The organism is Streptosporangium lutulentum, assembly GCF_030811455.1.
Classification (GTDB): domain Bacteria; phylum Actinomycetota; class Actinomycetes; order Streptosporangiales; family Streptosporangiaceae; genus Streptosporangium; species Streptosporangium lutulentum.
In genome coordinates this window covers 326,992-344,502 of record NZ_JAUSQU010000001.1, presented here as the reverse complement: position 1 = coordinate 344,502, position 17,511 = coordinate 326,992, and the positions used below count along the sequence as shown (strand labels likewise).

13 protein-coding genes are annotated in these 17,511 nt (G+C 69.9%); 7 read left to right on the top strand and 6 right to left on the bottom strand.

Annotated elements, in window-relative coordinates:
* Positions 1-161: 161 nt before the first annotated feature.
* Together J2853_RS01420 and J2853_RS01415 are read left to right on the top strand one after the other, a co-directional pair.
* Positions 162-1,505, top strand: coding sequence for a sensor histidine kinase (locus tag J2853_RS01420; protein WP_307554097.1), 1,344 nt, complete (start codon positions 162-164; stop codon positions 1,503-1,505).
* 9 nt (positions 1,506-1,514) lie between these two features.
* Positions 1,515-2,117, top strand: a complete 603-nt coding sequence (locus tag J2853_RS01415; protein ID WP_307554095.1) for a TetR/AcrR family transcriptional regulator — start codon at positions 1,515-1,517, stop codon at positions 2,115-2,117.
* Here the strand turns inward: J2853_RS01415 and J2853_RS01410 are convergent.
* The 3 genes from J2853_RS01410 to J2853_RS01400 form a co-directional block, all read right to left on the bottom strand.
* A complete protein-coding gene (locus J2853_RS01410; RefSeq protein WP_307554093.1) occupies positions 2,074-2,997 on the bottom strand; it encodes a DMT family transporter in 924 nt (307 codons plus the stop codon). The genes J2853_RS01415 and J2853_RS01410 overlap by 44 nt on opposite strands.
* Before the next feature lie 830 nt (positions 2,998-3,827).
* Positions 3,828-5,249, bottom strand: coding sequence for a condensation domain-containing protein (locus tag J2853_RS01405; RefSeq protein ID WP_307554091.1), 1,422 nt, complete (start codon positions 5,247-5,249; stop codon positions 3,828-3,830).
* Positions 5,246-6,775, bottom strand: coding sequence for a condensation domain-containing protein (locus J2853_RS01400; RefSeq protein ID WP_307554089.1), 1,530 nt, complete (start codon positions 6,773-6,775; stop codon positions 5,246-5,248). The genes J2853_RS01405 and J2853_RS01400 overlap by 4 nt, the downstream gene beginning before the upstream one ends.
* 803 nt (positions 6,776-7,578) lie before the next feature.
* Between J2853_RS01400 and J2853_RS01395 the strand changes: the two genes are divergently transcribed.
* Both J2853_RS01395 and J2853_RS01390 read left to right on the top strand, forming a co-directional pair.
* Positions 7,579-8,154 (top strand): copper resistance CopC family protein, encoded by a 576-nt coding sequence (locus tag J2853_RS01395; protein ID WP_307554086.1) that lies wholly within the window; start codon positions 7,579-7,581, stop codon positions 8,152-8,154.
* Entirely contained in the window at positions 8,151-9,182 is a 1,032-nt protein-coding gene (locus J2853_RS01390; protein WP_307554084.1) for a CopD family protein, read from the top strand. Before J2853_RS01395 ends, J2853_RS01390 begins: the two co-directional genes overlap by 4 nt.
* On the opposite strand, the gene J2853_RS01385 is transcribed toward J2853_RS01390, so the two are convergent.
* Positions 9,140-10,300, bottom strand: coding sequence for a hypothetical protein (locus tag J2853_RS01385; protein ID WP_307554082.1), 1,161 nt, complete (start codon positions 10,298-10,300; stop codon positions 9,140-9,142). The two genes, J2853_RS01390 and J2853_RS01385, sit on opposite strands and share 43 nt — an antisense overlap.
* 215 nt (positions 10,301-10,515) lie before the next feature.
* On the opposite strand from J2853_RS01385, the gene J2853_RS01380 reads away from it, so the two are divergent.
* Positions 10,516-13,158, top strand: coding sequence for a CocE/NonD family hydrolase (locus J2853_RS01380; protein WP_307554080.1), 2,643 nt, complete (start codon positions 10,516-10,518; stop codon positions 13,156-13,158).
* Complete coding sequence (locus tag J2853_RS01375) at positions 13,155-14,069, top strand: ABC transporter permease (RefSeq protein ID WP_307554078.1); 915 nt, start codon at positions 13,155-13,157, stop codon at positions 14,067-14,069. Before J2853_RS01380 ends, J2853_RS01375 begins: the two co-directional genes overlap by 4 nt.
* Before the next feature lie 101 nt (positions 14,070-14,170).
* Here the strand turns inward: J2853_RS01375 and J2853_RS01370 are convergent, their stop codons facing one another.
* Positions 14,171-14,338: a hypothetical protein gene (locus J2853_RS01370; protein WP_307554076.1), complete on the bottom strand. Its 168-nt coding sequence runs from the start codon at positions 14,336-14,338 to the stop codon at positions 14,171-14,173.
* A 199-nt stretch (positions 14,339-14,537) separates the two neighbouring features.
* On the opposite strand from J2853_RS01370, the gene J2853_RS01365 reads away from it, so the two are divergent.
* Positions 14,538-16,592 carry an ATP-binding protein gene (locus J2853_RS01365; protein ID WP_307554074.1) on the top strand — a complete coding sequence of 685 codons (2,055 nt, stop codon included), beginning with the start codon at positions 14,538-14,540 and terminating at the stop codon, positions 16,590-16,592.
* Here the strand turns inward: J2853_RS01365 and J2853_RS01360 are convergent, their stop codons facing one another.
* The gene (locus J2853_RS01360; protein WP_307554071.1) at positions 16,593-17,501 is read right to left on the bottom strand and encodes a 4-epi-cubebol synthase; all 909 of its coding nucleotides are present in this window, start codon (positions 17,499-17,501) and stop codon (positions 16,593-16,595) included.
* Positions 17,502-17,511 lie beyond the last annotated feature (10 nt).

Here is a 17,511-nt window from a genome sequence, read left to right as displayed (position 1 = left end):
GCGCTTACTTACTCTAACCAGCGACCGATCACCCGTACAGAGCAATGCTCTACTGAGCTTTACGGCGTAAGCATGTGGGATCTTTGCCCCGACTTGGCCATGAATGTCCAGGAAACGGCAATCAGTCCGTCTAATGTGGCCGTTGATTCCAAGGGATGAGTGTGAACGTACGGAACACGTACTCCATCAAGACGCGGTTGACACTGGTCGCCGTCGTCCTGGCCGCCGTGTCCGGCGTCGCCCTCACCGTGATCGCCACGATCTCCCTGTACGGCCTGACGGGCACCTTCAAGCTCGCGGAGGTGACGAACGCGGGCAACGACATCGCCCGCCTCATCGAGGGGAGGCGGCTGCCCGCCGTACTGCCGGAGGGGAAGGCCGAGGGCATCCAGGTCCTGAACTCCGACGGGCAGGTCGTCGCCGCGACCCCCAATCTGGTCGGCGCCCCCCGGATAACGAACTTCACCCCCTCCGACTCGAAGGTCAGCGAGAACAGGGAGGTCTGCGGCGTCCCCCGGCTGCCCGACAGGTGCGTGAACGTCGTGGCCCTGCGGAGTTACCAGCCTGAGGGCGACTGGATCGTCTACTCCGTCGGCAGCCCGGTTCCCTGGTACGTCCACCCGGGACTGTTCGCCCTCATCGCCGGCGCCTGCCTGCTGACCGTGCTGATCTCCGGGCTCGCCGCCTACCGGACGGTCACCGCGGCGCTCACGCCGGTGAACGCGATCAGGAAAGAGCTGGAGGAGATCACCGAGACCGACATCGGCCGCCGGGTGCCGGTACCGCCCGCGCGAGACGAGATCAGGCAACTGGCCGAGACGATCAATCAGACCCTGGACCGGCTGGAGAACACGGCGGAGCAGCAGCGCAGGTTCGCCTCCGACGCCTCCCACGACCTGCGCAGCCCGCTCACCGCCATGCGCGCCCAGGTGGAGGAGGCGCTGCACTATCCCGAAGACGTCGACTGGAAGACCAAGGCCAATGCGATGATCTTCAGCCTGGACCGGCTCCAGGCGATCGTCTCCGACCTGCTGATGCTGGCCAGGCTCGACTCCGGCGTCTCCGCCGCCAGGGAGCGGATCGACCTGGGCGAACTGGTCGGCGAGGAGCTCGATCGCCGTAAGCGCTGCGTCGAGGTCAGCCGGGAGCTGAGCCCCGGCGTGATGGTGATCGGAGACCGGCTCCGGCTGGCGCGCCTGCTGACGAATCTGGCCGACAACGCCGAGCGGCACGCCGCGTCGCGGATCACGGTGAACGTGACCGAACAGAATGACATGGCCGTTCTGGAAGTGATCGACGACGGCGCCGGAATCGCACCCGAACAACGCGAGGTGATATTCCGCCGCTTCACCCGGCTGGACGCGGCGCGCAACAAGGACGCCGGGGGCACCGGGCTCGGACTGCCCATTGCCAGGGAGATCGCAGAGGCGCACGGAGGCACTTTGAAAGCGGAGGACGGCTCTCAAGGTGCGCGATTTGTATTGCGCCTCCCCCTGACCCGCTAGTGTTCTTTTGTGGCACGGGGATTTGGGCGATTACGTCGTGAAGATCTGCTCCGAACGGCATGTGATGTCATAGCGACACAGGGGTTCGGTCATACGCGAACAGCGGACATCGCCCAAGCGGCCGGAGTCAGCCAGGCGCTGCTCTTCTACCACTTCGAAACCAAGGAAAAACTGTTCGCACAGGCCTTCAGTCACGCGGCCCGGCTCGATCTGGACGCACTCGCCAAACTGGAGGAGTCGGGGGGCTCCTCGGCGGAACGGCTGCGCGCCCTGCTCAAGCTCTACCCTCCGACCGGCAAGTCCAAGGCGTGGGCCCTGTGGATCGACGCCTGGGCCGAGTCGATACGCAACGCCGAACTGGAGGAGATGTGCCTCAGGATCGACATGCGCTGGAAGCAGGCCCTTCGCGCGATCATCGACGAGGGCGTCCAGGCCGGGGCCTTCACCTGCGCCGACTCCGAGGGATCGACCTGGCGGATCATCTCGCTCATTGACGGCCTGTCCACCCAGGTGACCGTGCACAGGCGCGTGCTGACCCGTGCCCGCATGGCCGAATACGTCCGTACGGCTACCGCGGCGGAACTCGGCCTCTCCCCCGACGAGCTGATCTGAACAGCCTCCCGGGCAGCACGACCAGGAGCATGGCGAAGGCGATCAGCCCTCCGCCGAGCAGGAGGGTCCAGGTGAGCGGCTCGCCGTACATGGCGACGGCGAGGGCGGTCACCCAGAGCGGCTGAGCCGACAGGATCACCGCGGCGGGCGTCGGCGGGACGTGGACCTGGCCGAACGAGCGGGCCAGGAAGCCCAGGGCGCAGGCCACGATCGACAGATGGCCGAGGATCGCCCAGTCACCCGGCGTGGCGGGCAGGGTGAGGCCGTCCGGTACGGCCAGAACGCCCGTCATGACGGCGATGGTGCCGAGCTGGATCACCGTGACCGCGTAGGCGTTCTGCCGCGCCACGGCGGAGTTGCCGAGCATCAGCGTGTGCGCCGAGTAGAGCACCGCCGACAGCATGGTGACGGCCAGCGCGAGCAGGGAGATCTCACCCCCCTCCATCTCGCGCAGCAGGGTGAAGGCGGTCATCGCGGCCAGCGCCAGCGCCACCGCCACCCAGACGCGGCCGGATATCTTCGCGCCGAGCAGGATCAGCCCGAGGACCGGGGTGATCACCACGTACGAACCGACCGCGAACCCCGAGACCGGCGAGGGCAGGTCGTGCAGCGCGACCGCCTGGACCGTCTGACCCACGCCGAACAGCAGCCCGAGCAGGATGCCGGTCGTCCACGTGCTTTCCGGCAGTCCCCGTAGACAGCGTGGCCGGAGCGCGATCAGGACGAGCGTCGCGATGCCGTACCGCTCGGTGAGCAGGTCCGCCACCGGCATACGCGCGATGAGATCTTTCATCAGTGGAAAAGCCGACCCCCATGCGGCGCTGACGAACAACAGAAGCACGGCTCCCAGAAGGGGGCGGGGAGCTGCTACCACTGCCATGCCCGCAGGATTCCATCACCGCGAGCTACCACCGGGTCACGGACCGGATGGGGAGTGGTCTGAATACAACCCTGAGTTAAGGACATCACACCGGCACGAGGGACCTCATACCTCCGCGGGCTCTTTTCGGGCTATTGGACGCCCTGTGCAACCACGGCGCCGAACATCCGATGAGAGCGCGGCGCCGGCGCCCGCCTCCGTCGCCGTCACGGCCGGGATGGGTCCGACTCCAACCGGTCACCGTCGGCGGAGAGAGCGACAGAACGGGATAAAGCCCGATATAAAGCCACAGAAATCCGGGGTCCGTACCCGGTCGGGTCCCGGCGGACGGCAGCCGCCGGGAAAGCCCGTTCGCGGAGCACTCCGATCTTTATCCCCGGCGGCTCAGCGGCCACCGGACTCGCACCGGGTCGCCACCCGCCTTTCGCATCACGCATTTAATGAACAAAAGCCACATATCACGAATGCGCGGCGCATTTTTGAACCTCCGAAAAGCCCAAACCGTGGCGACCGGACCGAAGTTCGGGGCTTTTCGCGTGATTTATCCGCCAACGCGAGGCCCGCCGACGGTTAACTCCCGGGTCCGTCTCCGCCCTTCACCGGCGACCCGGCCGCGATCACGGCGACGGGCCCGATGGAGCAGACCCGTCGCCGTTGTTGTCGCCGCGGCCGCCTTTCTCATTACCGTTGTGGCGATTCTTACCGTCCTGGTCGGTATCGACCATGGGAAAGGCGTCCGGACGGGAACGGCGGAGATCTCGGCCGCGATGCCGGCGCCGCCTCGTCACCGCCGTCCTACGCCTTTAACGTCGAATTTCACGTCGAACGGCTCAGATCAGATGGTTCAGATCGGACAGCCGGAGATCCGGGTCGGCCCCCACGCGCTCCACCACACCGGTGAAGGCGCGGGCCAGCCGCCGTGCGGTCGCGGCGGAGAACAGGTCGCTGCTGTAGTCGAGGACTCCGCCGAGTCCCTCGGGCCCCCTCCACGCGTCCACCGAGATCTCCGCCTTGGTACGGCCCGCCGCCGGGACCGGGTAGACCTCGACGGCCAGGTCCGCCATCGTCGTCCGCAGCAGATCGCCCTTGGGCGTGTTGTGCAGGTTGAACATCGCCTGGAAGAGCGGCGGCCGGCTCAGGTCGCGGGGCAGGCGCAGCGCCCCGAGAACCTGCTCGAAGGGCGCCTCCGCGTGCTGCAGCCCCTTGAAGACCGCCAGGCGGGTGCGTTTCATCAGTTCACGGAAGGTGGGCGCGCCGGACAGGTCGGCACGGAACACGAGGGTGGTGGCGAAGTAACCGATCAGCGGCTCGATCTCGGCCCTGTTCCGTCCCGCGACCGGCACCCCCACGCACAGGTCGCGCTGTCCCGAGGCGATCCCGAGGGTCGCCTGGTAGGCCGCGAGCAGGGCCATGAACAGGGTGCAGCGCTGCCGCCTGGCGACCTCCTCCAGCCGGGTGATCACCTCGTCGGGCACGAGGAAGCCCTCCTGCGCGCCCTCCCCGGTCCAGCGGGCCAGACGGGGACGGTCGGTGGGGAGGTCGAGCGCGGGCACGCCGGTGAGCGTCCGCGTCCAGTGGTCGAGGTGGGAGGTGTCCCTGTTCTGCTCGGAGTTCTGCTCGGCCCTCCGCCTGTCTTCCGCCGCGACCTCCATGTACTGCATGGGAAGCTCCTCCAGCGACGGCTCCCCTCCCTCCCGGTACGCCGTGTAGCACTCGGCCAGCTCGCGCATGAGGACGTCCAGCGACCAGCCGTCGACCACGAGGTGATGCAGGACGATGCAGAGCAGGAAGTGGTCGTCGGCCAGCCGCAGCAGCGCCACCCGCAGGGGCGGGCCGAACTCCAGGTCGAACGGCCGGTTGACGAACTCCACGACGGCCGGCGCCGGGTCCCCCGTGACCTCCGCCGACTCCACGGCAACCGGCCCGGCTTCCGCGACGACCTGCACGGGACGGTCGCCGGCCAGGCGGAACCGGGCGCGCAGCACGTGGTGCCGTTCGGCGACGCGGGTGAAGGCCGCGGCGAGCCCCTCGGCGTCGACCGGTCCGCGCAGCCGTACGCACCAGGGGGTGTGGTAGGTGGTGTCGGCCGGATCGAGCCGGTTGAGGAACCAGAGCCGTTCCTGCCCGAAGGAGAGCGGCCACTCCCGGCCCGCGGTCCCGCCGCGCCGGGACCGCAGCAGGGCCACACGTCGCTCCATCGGGAGCTCGGCGAGGCGGCCGAGCAGCGCCGCGCGCCGGTCCGGCGCGTTCACCGGCCGCCTCCCTCGGCGAGGGCGTGACCGTGCGATCCGCCGGTGTCCACCTGGCCGGTCCTCGCCGGACCGGTCTCCTGCGGGGCGGACCAGTCGGGGCCCGTCATCACCCAGTCGCCGGGCCGCTCGATCGGGGTGATGCCGCACAGTTCGGCGATCCCGTCGAGCGGCACCTCCCCGGCCACGCAGCCGACCAGAAGCGTCTCCACTCCGCGCAGCAGCGTGTAGGCCGTGGACCGTGACAGGCGGGCGGTGTCGACCAGCAGGTAGAGCAGGCAGGCGTTCGTGGCGGGACCGGTGGCGAAGAAGGCCGTCGCGTCCACCTTCGGCCACGCGCCGACGAAGAAGGTCCTGGTCCGTTCGGTGAGGGCCGCTATCGCGGCGGGATCGCCCGCGGGCTCCACGCCGGGCAGGTCCGGCCAGTGACCGAGGGTCCGGGCGTCGTTGAAGTAGGCCGACAGGTCGATGGCGCCGCCGCGCCGGAGACCGGCCTCCTCGCGGAGCGCCATCATCCGGAACGGGTCGTACTGCGCGTACCGGTAGGTGGACAGCGCCTGCCGGTGCCCGGCGTGGACGGCGTCGGCGAACGTCCCCCCGGGCAGATCGAGGACGAAGAGCCCGTCCTGCGCGGCGGTGCCCACCATGGCCTCGCTCCGGGAGGCGTGCCGGTTGGCCACGATGAGCTGCATCGCCGGCTCCCGGTGTCCCGTCAGCACGGCCAGCAGCACGGCGCTCGCGGTGGTCAGCACGCTGGCCGTGCTGACCGCCCAGCGTTCCGCCAGAACCTCCGCCGCGGCCGCGGTCGCGGCGGACTCCATGCCGATCCGGACGAACCGCGGCTCCTCCGGCGTCCTGCCGGGGAAGTCGAACAGGGACCTGGGCACCCTTTCCAGCGCCGCGCGCCAGTGGCGGAGCGCCCGCTCCCCCCGCTCGGCGCCCTCCCCCTCCCCCTCGAAGGCGGCCTGGTCCAGCGGCTGCCAGACCGGGGCGGGCAGCTCCTCTCCGGCGAGCAGTCCTCTCCATTCGGTCGCCAGGACGTTCAGCGACCACCCGTCCACCGCCAGGTGGCTCAGGGCGAAGGCCACCGCCCGCGGCCTCCCGTCGCCGGTCACGACGGCGCATCGGAGCGGCGGCTCGGTCGCGTAGTCGAATCCCTTGGCGGCCAGCTCGGCGGAGAGCTCCCGCGCCGCGGCGAGCGGTCTGGCCTCTCCCGCCTCGAACACCTCGACCGTGAACCTGCCCTCGCGCGCCACCCGCTGGACCGGGCCGCCGGGAACCTCCTCATAGGTCGTCCGGAGAGCCTCGTGCCGCTCGACGAGCCCGCGCAGGGCCCGCAGGACGGCGCCGAGGTCCCGCCTGCCGTAGACGGGCAGCGACCAGGGCAGGTTGAAGTAGGGGTCGCCGTCGTCCAGCCACCGGGTCAGCCGCCACAACGCCTGCTGGCCCCAGGTGAGCCGGGCCTCGCCGCCTCGCGCGCCGGTGAACTCCACCGTCTCCGTCCGCTGCCAGGTGAGACCGTTCGTCATCGCGATCGGACGATCTCTTCGGTGACGCCCGCGACGGCCGGGGAGCCGCCGAACGTCGCGAGGGAGGGTTCCAGGCCCACTCGAATTCCGTGCCGGGCCAAGGACGCTCGGACCCATCCGTCCATCGGAGCTGTCGACATCTCACATGCCTTCCGTCTGACCCGTCGCGGCGGAGAACGGGATCACTCTCGCGGGCGTTTCCATGACGGGCCGGCCAGACCGGCCCGCCTGACGGTCGGTCGACCCGGTGACGTGAGGGTGGGGGCGTGCTCGTGGACTCCCGTCGTGGCGAGGACCCCCGGACACGCCCTGGCGCGGATCCTCTCCGGCGCCGAGGGCCGGGAGCGCGCCGGCGGGGCGGGGACGCCCTCCCCGGCACACCTCGTCTCGTGCGGAACGCGATGAAATGGGAACGCTCCCACGAACGAGGCTAGAGATCACGCGCCAAACTCGTCAAGGTTTCGCGCCCGTTTTCGAGTGCGGCCGACCCGAAAAAACCGGCCTTTCACACCTTTTCCCAGATGAGGATCGCTACCCCTCGCTTCGGGAGCTTCCGCCGTCGAGCCGCCGACGGCCGGACGCCCCCGATTCGCGCACCCATTTGGGAGCGCTCCCATAGCGTCTCGCCCCTCAGTGAACCTCATCGCCGGGCCGGGCCCGCGCCGGTGAAACAAGAACCCCTGCAAGGGAAAGCGCTGTCAGGCAACGCGGCAGCTCTCCGGCTCACACGGGGAGACCCGGAGACCCGGCGAACGATGGGAACATGGCCGGGTCATGACAAACCCAACGGAAGGCCATGATCGGTGAGGCGGCTACTCACGGTTCTGCTGCTCGCGTGCGCCGCGCTGCTCGGCGCGGTCGCGCCGGCGCAGGCCCACAACATACTGATCAGCAGCGACCCCAAGGACGGCGCGCAGCTCGCCACCGGTCCAGGAAAGATCACACTCACCTTCGACCAGCCCGTACGGCAGGGCTTCGCGCAGATCAGCGTGACCGGCCCCGACGGGACCCGCTGGGAGAACGGCACGACGACCGTCGACAGCCATCGGGTCAGCGTCGGCGTCAACCCCCTGGGCCCCGCGGGCGAGTACGTCGTGGGCTACCGGATCCTGTCCTCCGACGGCCACCCCGTCGCGAGCAAGACGACCTTCACCCTGACCACGGCCGGCACGGGCACCGCGTCCCAGCAGACCTCGGCCCTGTCGTCCACCGGGCCGCAGGCTCAGCAGGCTCCCGATCTGGGCGCCCAGGCCGCCGAGGCCGCGCAGAACGGCGGCGCGGGGATGGCCGTGCTCTGGATCGTCGGGTCCCTCATCCTGCTGGGCGGCGCCACCGTCGTGGCGCTGCGCCGTACGAGAGAGCCGGAGACCACGCGATGACCGTCACCCTTGAGCGCGCCCCCCAGGCGAACACGGTCAGGAGGCTGGTGGCCGGCGCGTTCGTCTCGGCGGCCGTGCTGGCCGTGCTGGCCGCGACGGCGCTCACCGCCCAGGAGGCGGTGCCGGGGATCGCGATCCCCGGCCCGCTGGTGGAGTACGGCCTGCCGGTGCTGCGGGTGCTGCTCGACCTGGCCGCGGTGGCCGTGGTCGGGCTGAGCCTGCTGCCCAAGCTGCTGGGTTTCGACGACCCCGAGCGGACCGAGCCGGTGATGCGCCGGGCACGGCCGATGGCGGTGACGTTCGCGTGGGCGTGGGCGGTGCTGGCCCTGGTCGTCATCGTCTTCCAGACCGCCGAGCTGAACCCCGGGCTGATCCCGACCCCCGGCATGATCGTCGAGTATGTCGACGGCGTCGGCGCGGGCCAGGGGATGCTCTTCAGCGCCGCCTGCGCGTTGTCCTACGCCGGAATCGGGCTCCTGGCCGTGCGGTTCGGCGAGAAGGTCCCGGCCGAGCTGCGGATCGTGATCGCCTTCTTCGGGCTGCTCCCGATCCCGGTCACCGGCCACGCGGTGTCCTCGATCTGGCACGACCCCATCATGATCTCGATGGAGCTGCACGTGATGGGCGCGGCGGCCTGGACCGGCGGACTGGTCACGATCATCTTGCTGGTCGCCCGGGATCGGGAGCTGCTGGCGCGGGTCCTGCCGGGGTTCTCCCGGCTGGCGACGCTGGCGCTGATCGTGGTCGGCGCCTCCGGTGTGGTGAACGGCCTGGCCACGATGGCCCTCACCCCGGGCGTCGAACTGCCGGGAGCGCTGCTGACCGGCGAGTACGGGCCTCTCCTGGTGGCCAAGGCCGCGTGCGTGGCGCTCATCGTCCCGCTCGCCGCCCACATCCGTTTTCGCCTGCTGTCGCGGATCGCGGAACGGCAGGCGACGACGGTCGTCGCGTGGGCGACTGCGGAGATCATCGTGATGGGACTCGCCTACGGGGTGGCGGTGGCGCTGACCACGGCCTCCCTCTCCTGAGCCCGGAGGGTGTAACGGCCGAGAGACCACTCGGCCGCCAGCCACAGGACCGCGAGCCCGGCCCAGCCGATCACCATCGTCATGGGGGTCACCAGCGGCGGGGCGATGAACATCTCGTGCTGGACGCGGAGCGCCTGGTCCACCAGGACGGTGGCCCCGAGCGAGCCGGCCAGCGCCCGGAGCACGGGCATCCTTATCAGGAACGCCAGGTCGACGGCGAGTGCCCCGACGATCAGGAAGACCGGCACCGCCGAGTGCGGGAAGCCGGCGAGGGCGAGGAGCGGCCAGATCAGGGTGCGGAAGACGATGTAGACGCCGATCATCGCGGTGGCGGAGAACATCCGGCCGATCATCGCGCGGGCGTAGACGGCGACCAGCACGGCGGCGATCACGGCGTAGAGCGGGTAGAGCTGATCGGGCACGGGCAACGCGAAATGGAGTGCCACGGCCCGGTCGTCCACCGGCAGGCCGATCTGGTCGGCCGCGAACTTGATCAGGATCGGCTCGGCCTCCGGCTGCCCGCGGTCCCAGGCGGCGATGCTGTACACGCCGTACTCCTGGTGCTGGGCCGGGAACCAGACGTTCTCGAACAGGAACACGAAGAGCCCGCCGAGCACCAGCGTCCGCATCCGCCCGGGACGCGCCCGGATGAACCAGCCCCGGATCACACCGCAGATCATGAAGAACGTGCCGATGTAGAGCATCAGGTGGGACGGGCTCCACGAGGTGATGTCGAGCCCGTTGATCCGGTGGTTGATCAGGTCCAGCGGCACCGCGACCAGGAAGATGCCCGTGCCCCAGGCGATGAGGCGCTGTGCCGTCTTGTCCACGCCGTACCCGGTGTAGACGTGGATGATCGTGAGCGCGAGGGCGATGGCCGTGCCGACGCTGTTGAGCAGGTGCGGCGGGGCCAGGTCGTCACGGAGCCACTTGAAGTGCCAGGAGACGTCCCAGGACGCTCCGAGCACCTTGAAGGAGAAGGCCACCAGCCACCCGAGGTAGAGCAGCCGGAACAAATCCTCGGGCGTCTCCCTGCCGGCCTTCCCCCGGGTCCAGTGGGGCAGGGCCCACTCCATGAACGGGGTGACTCTTCTTCTGACGCTCGCGACTGGCTTCACGCGTCGAAATGATGCCCGCCCTTACCTTGGTCCGCAATCGGGGACATCCCTTAGGCATACGAGGGACTTGTCCCATCCCGACCGAATGATCACCCAGGCCCGTTCCCCGGAGTCCCGCCGCGCCCCGTGACCCCGGCCGGTCGCCGAGGCCGACCTGCCGCGATACCTGAGAGCCGTCTCAGGAGCATCTCAGCTGTGATCAGTAGTCTCTCGGCATGAAGCTTGTGGGAAGGCCGGCCACCTGGGTAGCGGTGGTCGCCGTGCTTGTCGTCGGTGTCGCGACCTGGCTGCTGTGGCCGTCCGCACCACAGGTGCGGGCTCAGGATCAGATGATCCAGGTACTCGACGGGCCGGGCGACGACCAGCGGGTGACCCTGGACGCGAGTTTCTTCCCGCCCGCCGGAGGCGGCAAGGCGCCGGTGGTGCTGCTCGCGCACGGCTTCGGCGGCAGCAAGCAGAGCGTCAGGGAGCCCGCCCTGCGGCTGGCGCAGGAGGGCTACGCCGTGCTGACCTGGTCGGCGCGGGGATTCGGCCGCTCCACCGGGGAGATCGCCCTGAACTCCCCCGACTACGAGGTCAAGGACGTCCGCCAGCTCGTCGACTGGGTCGCCAAGCGGCCCGAGGTCCAGCTCGACGCGAACGGCGATCCGAGGGTGGGAATCGCGGGCGGCTCGTACGGCGGGGCCATCGCGCTGATGGCCGCCGCGCACGACGGCAGGATCGACGCGATCGTGCCGCAGATCACCTGGTACGACCTGGCCGACGCGCTGTTCCCCAACGCCACCGGGCAGGGGCCGCAGAACGGGGTGTTCAAACGCATGTGGGCCGGGCTGTTCTTCAGCCGGGGCGGCCCGTCCCCGGCCGTTCCGGGGATCGGCACGGCCGCCGGTCAGGAAACGCCCGGCGGCCTCGCCGCGCGGCCCGCGGCGCCGCCCACCGCGCAGGAGGTCCGCTGCGGCCGGTTCCTGCCGGAGATCTGCGACATGTACCAGCAGGTGGCGCAGACCGGCCAGGCGACCGCGAGCGCGGTCGAGACCCTGCGCAGGTCGAGCCCGATCTCCGTACCCGGCAAGATCAAGATCCCGACGCTGCTGCTCCAGGGGCAGCGGGACTCGCTGTTCACCCTGGGTCAGGCGGACGCCAACGCCAGGGCCATCGCCGCCACCGGCGCCCCGGTCGACGTCGCCTGGTTCGACGGCGGCCACGACGGCGGCAACGGCGAGGTCGACTGGATCCACGAGGAGACGCTCGGCTGGTTCGACCGCTACCTGAAGAAGACCGCCGGAACCGACCGGGCGGACAACGCGTTCACCGTCACCCGTGACGGCGGCCGGGACCCCGGCACCCGCCGTCCGGTCCAGTTGCACGCCACCGCCGCCGGCTACGCCGGTCTGTCGGGCACCGGCCAGACCTCGGTGCCGGTCGGCGGCCCCGAGCAGCGGGTGGCCAGCCCGCCGGGCGGATCCCCCTCCTCGATCTCCGCCGTCCCCGGTTTCGGCGGCCTCGCCGGCGGCTCCGCCAACCTCGGCCTGTCCATCGACATGGCGGGCCAGAGCGCGGTCTTCGACTCCGCCCCGCTCACCGCCCCGCTCCAGGTCACCGGCAGCTCCACCGTGAAGGTGCGGGTGAGCGTGGAGCCCGGCGAGCCCTCCCCCGCCGATCCGGCGGGCGCCGGGGAAGGCGGGAACGAGGACGGCGAAGCCCGGCGGGGCGACGTGACGCTGTTCGCCAAGCTCTACGACGTGGCGGGCGACACCCAGGCTCCGATCCTGCCCGAGGGGCTCGTCGCCCCCATCAGGATCACCGTCCCCGAGGGCGGCTCGGGTGAGGCGACGGTGACCCTGCCCGCCATCGACCACGGCTTCGACGTCGGGCACCGGCTGCGGGTCGCGTTCACCACCACCGATCTCGGCTACAGCACCCCCGCGGCCCCGGCCGTCTACAAGGTCGCCCTGGCCTCCCCGGCGGTGACCGTCCCCACCTACGCCGCCCTGCGCACGCCCTCCACCGGCCCCGCGTGGTGGACGTGGGCGTTGCCGCTGGCCTCCCTCGTCGCCGCGGCCGTCCTGCTGCTCGCCGGGCGCCGCCGCATGAGAGACGACCACGACCCCGCCCTGGACTCCGTCCCCTTGCGGATCGACGGCCTGACCAAGGCCTACGGCAACGGCGAGCTGGCGGTGAACGACCTGTCGTTCACCGTCGAGCACGGCCAGGTGCTCGGCCTCCTCGGCCCCAACGGGGCGGGTAAGACCACCACCCTGCGCATGCTGATGGGCCTGATCCACCCCGACGCGGGTGAGATCCGGATCTTCGGTCACAAGGTCGTCCCCGGCGCCCCGGTCCTGTCCAGGCTGGGCTCGTTCGTCGAGGGTCCCGGCTTCATGCCGCACATGAACGGCCGGGACAACCTGGAGCTCTACTGGAAGGCGACCGGCCGCCCCACCGAGGACGCCCACTTCGCCGAGGCCCTGGAGATCGCCGGGCTCGGCAAGGCCCTGGAACGGGCCGTGCGGACCTACTCCCAGGGCATGCGCCAGCGCCTGGCCATCGCCCAGGCCATGCTCGGCCTGCCCGACCTGCTGGTCCTCGACGAACCCACCAACGGCCTCGACCCGCCCCAGATCCGCGAGATGCGCGCGGTCCTGATCCGCTACGCCGCACAGGGCCGTACCGTCATCGTCTCCAGCCACCTGCTCGCCGAGGTGGAGCAGACCTGCAGCCATGTGGTGGTCATGCACCGCGGAAGCCTCATCACGACCGGACCGGTGGACGAGCTGCTGCGCAGCCGCACCCCCGTCAACGGGTCGGGCCCCCGGCTCGAGGACGTTTTCCTGGACCTGATCGGAGAGAAGGCATGAGCGACGCCCAGAGCCCGGCCACGGCCGTCGCCGGCGGCACGGCGGGCGGGAGCGACCTCGCGGGGAGCGGCTCGGCGCCCGGATACGCTCCGGGACGCACGCTGCCACTCGTCGTGGAGATCGTCCGCCAGTTCAAGCGGCGCCGCACGCTGGCGATGTTCGGGCTGCTGCTCGCGTTGCCGTGGATCCTGGTGGTCGCCTTCAAGGTCGGCGCCGGATCGAGCCAGCAGGCCAACTCGTTGCGCATCTCCGACCTGGCCACCGAGGGCGCGCTGAACTTCGCCGCGTTCGCCCTGTCGGTGTCGGTCGGCTTCCTGCTGGTCGTCGCCGTGGCGCTGTTCTGCGGCGACACGGTGGCGAGCGAGGCCAGCTGGTCCTCGCTGCGCTACCTGCTGGCCGCCCCGATCCCCCGCGACCGGCTGCTGCGGCAGAAACTGGTCGTCGCGATGGGCTACTCGGCGGCGGCGGTGATCTGCCTGCCGTTGATGGCCCTGCTGGCCGGAACCCTGGCCTTCGGCTGGAACGACGTCCGGGTGCCCGGCACCGGCGAGACCATCGCCGCGCTGGAGGTGCTGCCCAGGTTCGGCGTCGTGATCGGCTACGCGCTGGTCAGCCAGTTCGTGGTCGCCGCGCTGGCCTTCCTGCTCTCGGTGAGCACCGACTCCCCGCTCGGCGCGGTCGGCGGAGCGGTGGGCCTGGTGATCGTGAGCAACATCCTCCAGGCGGTCGAGACGCTCGGCTCGGTCCGGGAGTTTCTTCCGACGTTCTGGAACACGGCCTGGCTGGACGCCCTGGCCCCGCAACCCGAATACGACGGCATGATCAAGGGTGTGGCCGTCTCGGTCACCTACTCCGTGATCCTGATCGCGTTCGCCTTCCGCAGGTTCCGGAGCAAGGACGTCGTCTCCTAGCCGATCCCGGCCCCGGCCGGACCTGGCCGGTTCCGGCCACCCGGCCGGTTCGGGGCCGGCCTCGGCCGGTCCCGTTCGGGGTCTCGGCGCCGGGAGGCGGGTCAGCCCCAGTGGGGCGGACGGTCCTCGATCAGCCGGGCGTCGTCGTCCGCCTCGCGCCACTCGCTCCACCCGAGGTCGGTGTCGTCGCTGGTCTGGTCGGGCAGGACCGGCAGGCCGTCCTCGGAGAAGTCGACAGGGCGCAGATCATCAGGCTCATGCGAGGTCACCCGTCCATGCTAGCCATCCCCACGGTGATCATCCTCCCCGGGGGAAAGCTCATCTCCGTACACTTCCGACGTCAAGGACAGGGCGGGGCTCAGACTGTACGATGCGAGGGCAGGTGTCGGCTACCCCCCGAGAGGCGCCATGACAACGCCACCAGGACGGCGGCAAGGCGGCAATCTTCCCAATGAGCTCACCAGCTTCGTGGGACGCACCAGATTGCTGATCACCCTCCGTCAACGGCTCCAGGAGCATCGCCTGGTGACGGTGACCGGCATCGGCGGCGTCGGCAAGTCCCGTACGGCGTTGCGCATCGCGCACCAGATGCGGGATCACTTCAGGGACGGCGTCTGGTTCGCCGACCTGGCCCGGCTGCAGGACTCGGGAATGGTCCGCCACACGATCACCTCGGCGCTCGGGATCACCGACCAGTCCGCCCGCTCGGCGAACGAGACGCTGATCGAATGGCTGGGCGACCGCGAGATCCTCCTGATCATCGACACGTGCGAGCACATGGTCGACGCCTGCGCCGCGCTGTTCGAAGAGCTGATGGCCAGCGCCAAGGGCCTGACCATCCTGGCGACCAGCCGCCAGTCGCTCAACGCCAAGGGCGAGCACACGGTCACCATCCCGCCGCTGGCCGTCCCCGGAGACCTGCCGGGGGAGAACATCTTCACCAACGAGGCGGTGCAGCTCTTCGCCGAGAGAGCGGGCGCGGTGGTGCCCAACTTCATGGTGGACGAGCGCAACGTCGGCCCGGTGGCCGAGCTCTGCCGCCGCCTGGACGGCATTCCCCTCGCCATCGAGCTCGCCGCGGTCCGGATGCGGGCGCTGTCGGTGGAGCAGATCCTCGGCCTGCTGGCCGACCGGTTCAGCCTGCTCGCGGGCGCCAGCCGTACGGCGTTGCCCCGGCACCAGACGCTGCGCGCCGCGATCGGCTGGAGCCACGAGCTGTGCGAGCCGGCCGAGCGGCTCCTCTGGGCCCGGTTGTCGGTCTTCTCCGGCGACTTCGAGCTCGACGCCGCCCGCTACGTCTGCGCCGGGGACAACCTCCCGTCCGAAGACATCATGGATCTCATCGCCAGCCTGGTGGAGAAGTCCATCCTGCTGAGTGACGGCACGCCCTCCGGGCACCGGTACCGGCTGATCGACACCCTGCGCAAATACGGCGAGGAGTGGCTGGAGAAGCTGGAGGAGACGGAGCAGATCCGGGAGCGGCACCGGGATTACTACCTGCAGCTCGCCACGCGGAGCGAGGAGGCCTGGTCGGGTGCCCGCCAGGTCTACTGGTACGTCCGGATGCGCCATGAGCACGACAACATCCGGGTCGCCCTCGACTACTGCCTGCGCACTCCCGGCCAGGAGCAGTCAGGGTTGAAGCTGCTGTCCTCGTTGTGGTTCATGTGGGTGGCCTGCGGGCTGGCCCGTGAGGGCAGGTTCTACCTGGAGAAGATCCTGGAGCTGGTGTCCCAGCCGAGCTCGGAGCGGTGCAAGGCGCTCTGGGTGCTCTCGTACATCCACAGCGCGCAGGGCAACATCGCCGGGGCCATGGAGGCGGCGGAGAAGTGCAGCTCCGACGCCGTCAGGGTCGGCGACTCCGGCGCGGTCATCCTCGCCACCAAGATGCTCGGCACGTCCGCGTTCCTCCAGAACGACCTGCAGAAGGCCAGCGCGCTGCTGGGCGTGGCGATCGAGTTCCACAAGAGCGGGCGGGAGCTCAACCCGGGACTGCTCCCCTCCATCGTCGAGCTGTCCATGGTGCTGCTCATCCAGAACGAGCCGGCCGAGGCCGAGGTGCTGTTGCGCGACTGCATCGCGGTCTGCACCCAGCGCGGCGAGCTCTGGCTGCGCTCATACGCGATCTACGCGCTCGCCAGCGTCTACCAGGTGATGGGCCGCTCCTCCGAGGCCATGTCGAACGCCCGCGAGGCGCTCCGGATCAAGCGTTACTTCCACGACGTCCTCGGCATCGGCCTGGCGATCGAGGTGGTCGCCAAGCAGGCGCTGGAGGAGGGGCAGCCGGTGCTCGCGGCCCGGCTGATGGGCGGCGGCCAGGCCAACTGGCGGACCTTCGGCATGCCGCAGATGAACTCGCCGTTCTTCAACACCGAGCACGACCGGTGCATCAAGGAGTGCAAGCGGCTCCTGGGCGAGGCGGCCTACGACGAGGCCTTCGCGCACGGCAGGAAGCTCAGCCTGGACGAGCTGATCGAGCTCGCGCTGGGGGACCAGGAAGACGGCCCGGCCCCCCAGATGTGATCACTGCGGGCCGGGCATTCGATCGTCCCGCTGCCAGGCTCCCGTGTAGCGGGAACTGGTCAGCGAGTAGTCGACGCTCCCGCTGATCCAGAATTCCAGGCCCCGGACGTAGGCGAGCACCGCCTCGGAACCGAGCGCCTCCAGCGAGGGGCGCAACGTCACCATCTCGTCGATGGCCCGGTTCCGCATCGTGCCGATCACTTCCATGGCCTGCTGGCGGGAGTAACCCCGGTGACTGACCAGCACGCTCACCAGGTTGTTGCGGGAGTTGCCCTCGCCGCTCTCCTTGGCGTAGGAGATGAGGTCGTTGTCCCAGACGACGACGTCGTTGGCACTCTCGGTGATCGCCCTCACCCTCGGATGCCGCCATTCGGCGGGGGTGAGGCTGTAGCCGCTGGCGACGTCGATGAGGGCGAAGACCGTGAGCATGGCGCCGGTGCGCCGCCGCATGAAGATGTAATCGTCCAGCGACGGCACCACCTCGTCCTCACGGTTGGCCGCCTCCCACACCTGGGCGAAGAGGTAGTCCTTGGTGACGGAGCGCCAGCGGTCGAGTTGGTCCTCGTCGCCGTACTTGACGATCCTGCCCTTGATCTCGAGCAGGGCCTTGGCGAAGACGTCGTCCGCCTCGTCCACGCCCTCCAGGTCGTCGAGGGCCACGATCAACTGGGGTAGGGCCCTGGCCATCTCGGCGGCCCGGCGGTCCGACTCGCAGAAGGCGTCGTCGAAGGCGAACAACCACACGCACCAGTCGGTCACCAGGCGGAGTGTGTGGTGCTGGGCGTAAGGATATGTACGGGCTCCCAGCCAGCCGTACTTGGCTTGACGGTAACGTTCCACCGTCTCGACGTCGTCCAGGATTCCCGAGCCGACGAGCCAGTCCAGGGTTTCGGTATTGACCCTTTCCACGTGGGGGTTC

Coding starts and splice junctions, on each gene's coding strand:
- J2853_RS01410 (WP_307554093.1), bottom strand. CDS start 2,997: ATGGCAGTGGTAGCAGCTCCCCGCCCCCTTCTGGGAGCCGTGCTTCTG.
- J2853_RS01390 (WP_307554084.1), top strand. CDS start 8,151: ATGACCGTCACCCTTGAGCGCGCCCCCCAGGCGAACACGGTCAGGAGG.
- J2853_RS01380 (WP_307554080.1), top strand. CDS start 10,516: ATGAAGCTTGTGGGAAGGCCGGCCACCTGGGTAGCGGTGGTCGCCGTG.
- J2853_RS01375 (WP_307554078.1), top strand. CDS start 13,155: ATGAGCGACGCCCAGAGCCCGGCCACGGCCGTCGCCGGCGGCACGGCG.
- J2853_RS01400 (WP_307554089.1), bottom strand. CDS start 6,775: ATGACGAACGGTCTCACCTGGCAGCGGACGGAGACGGTGGAGTTCACC.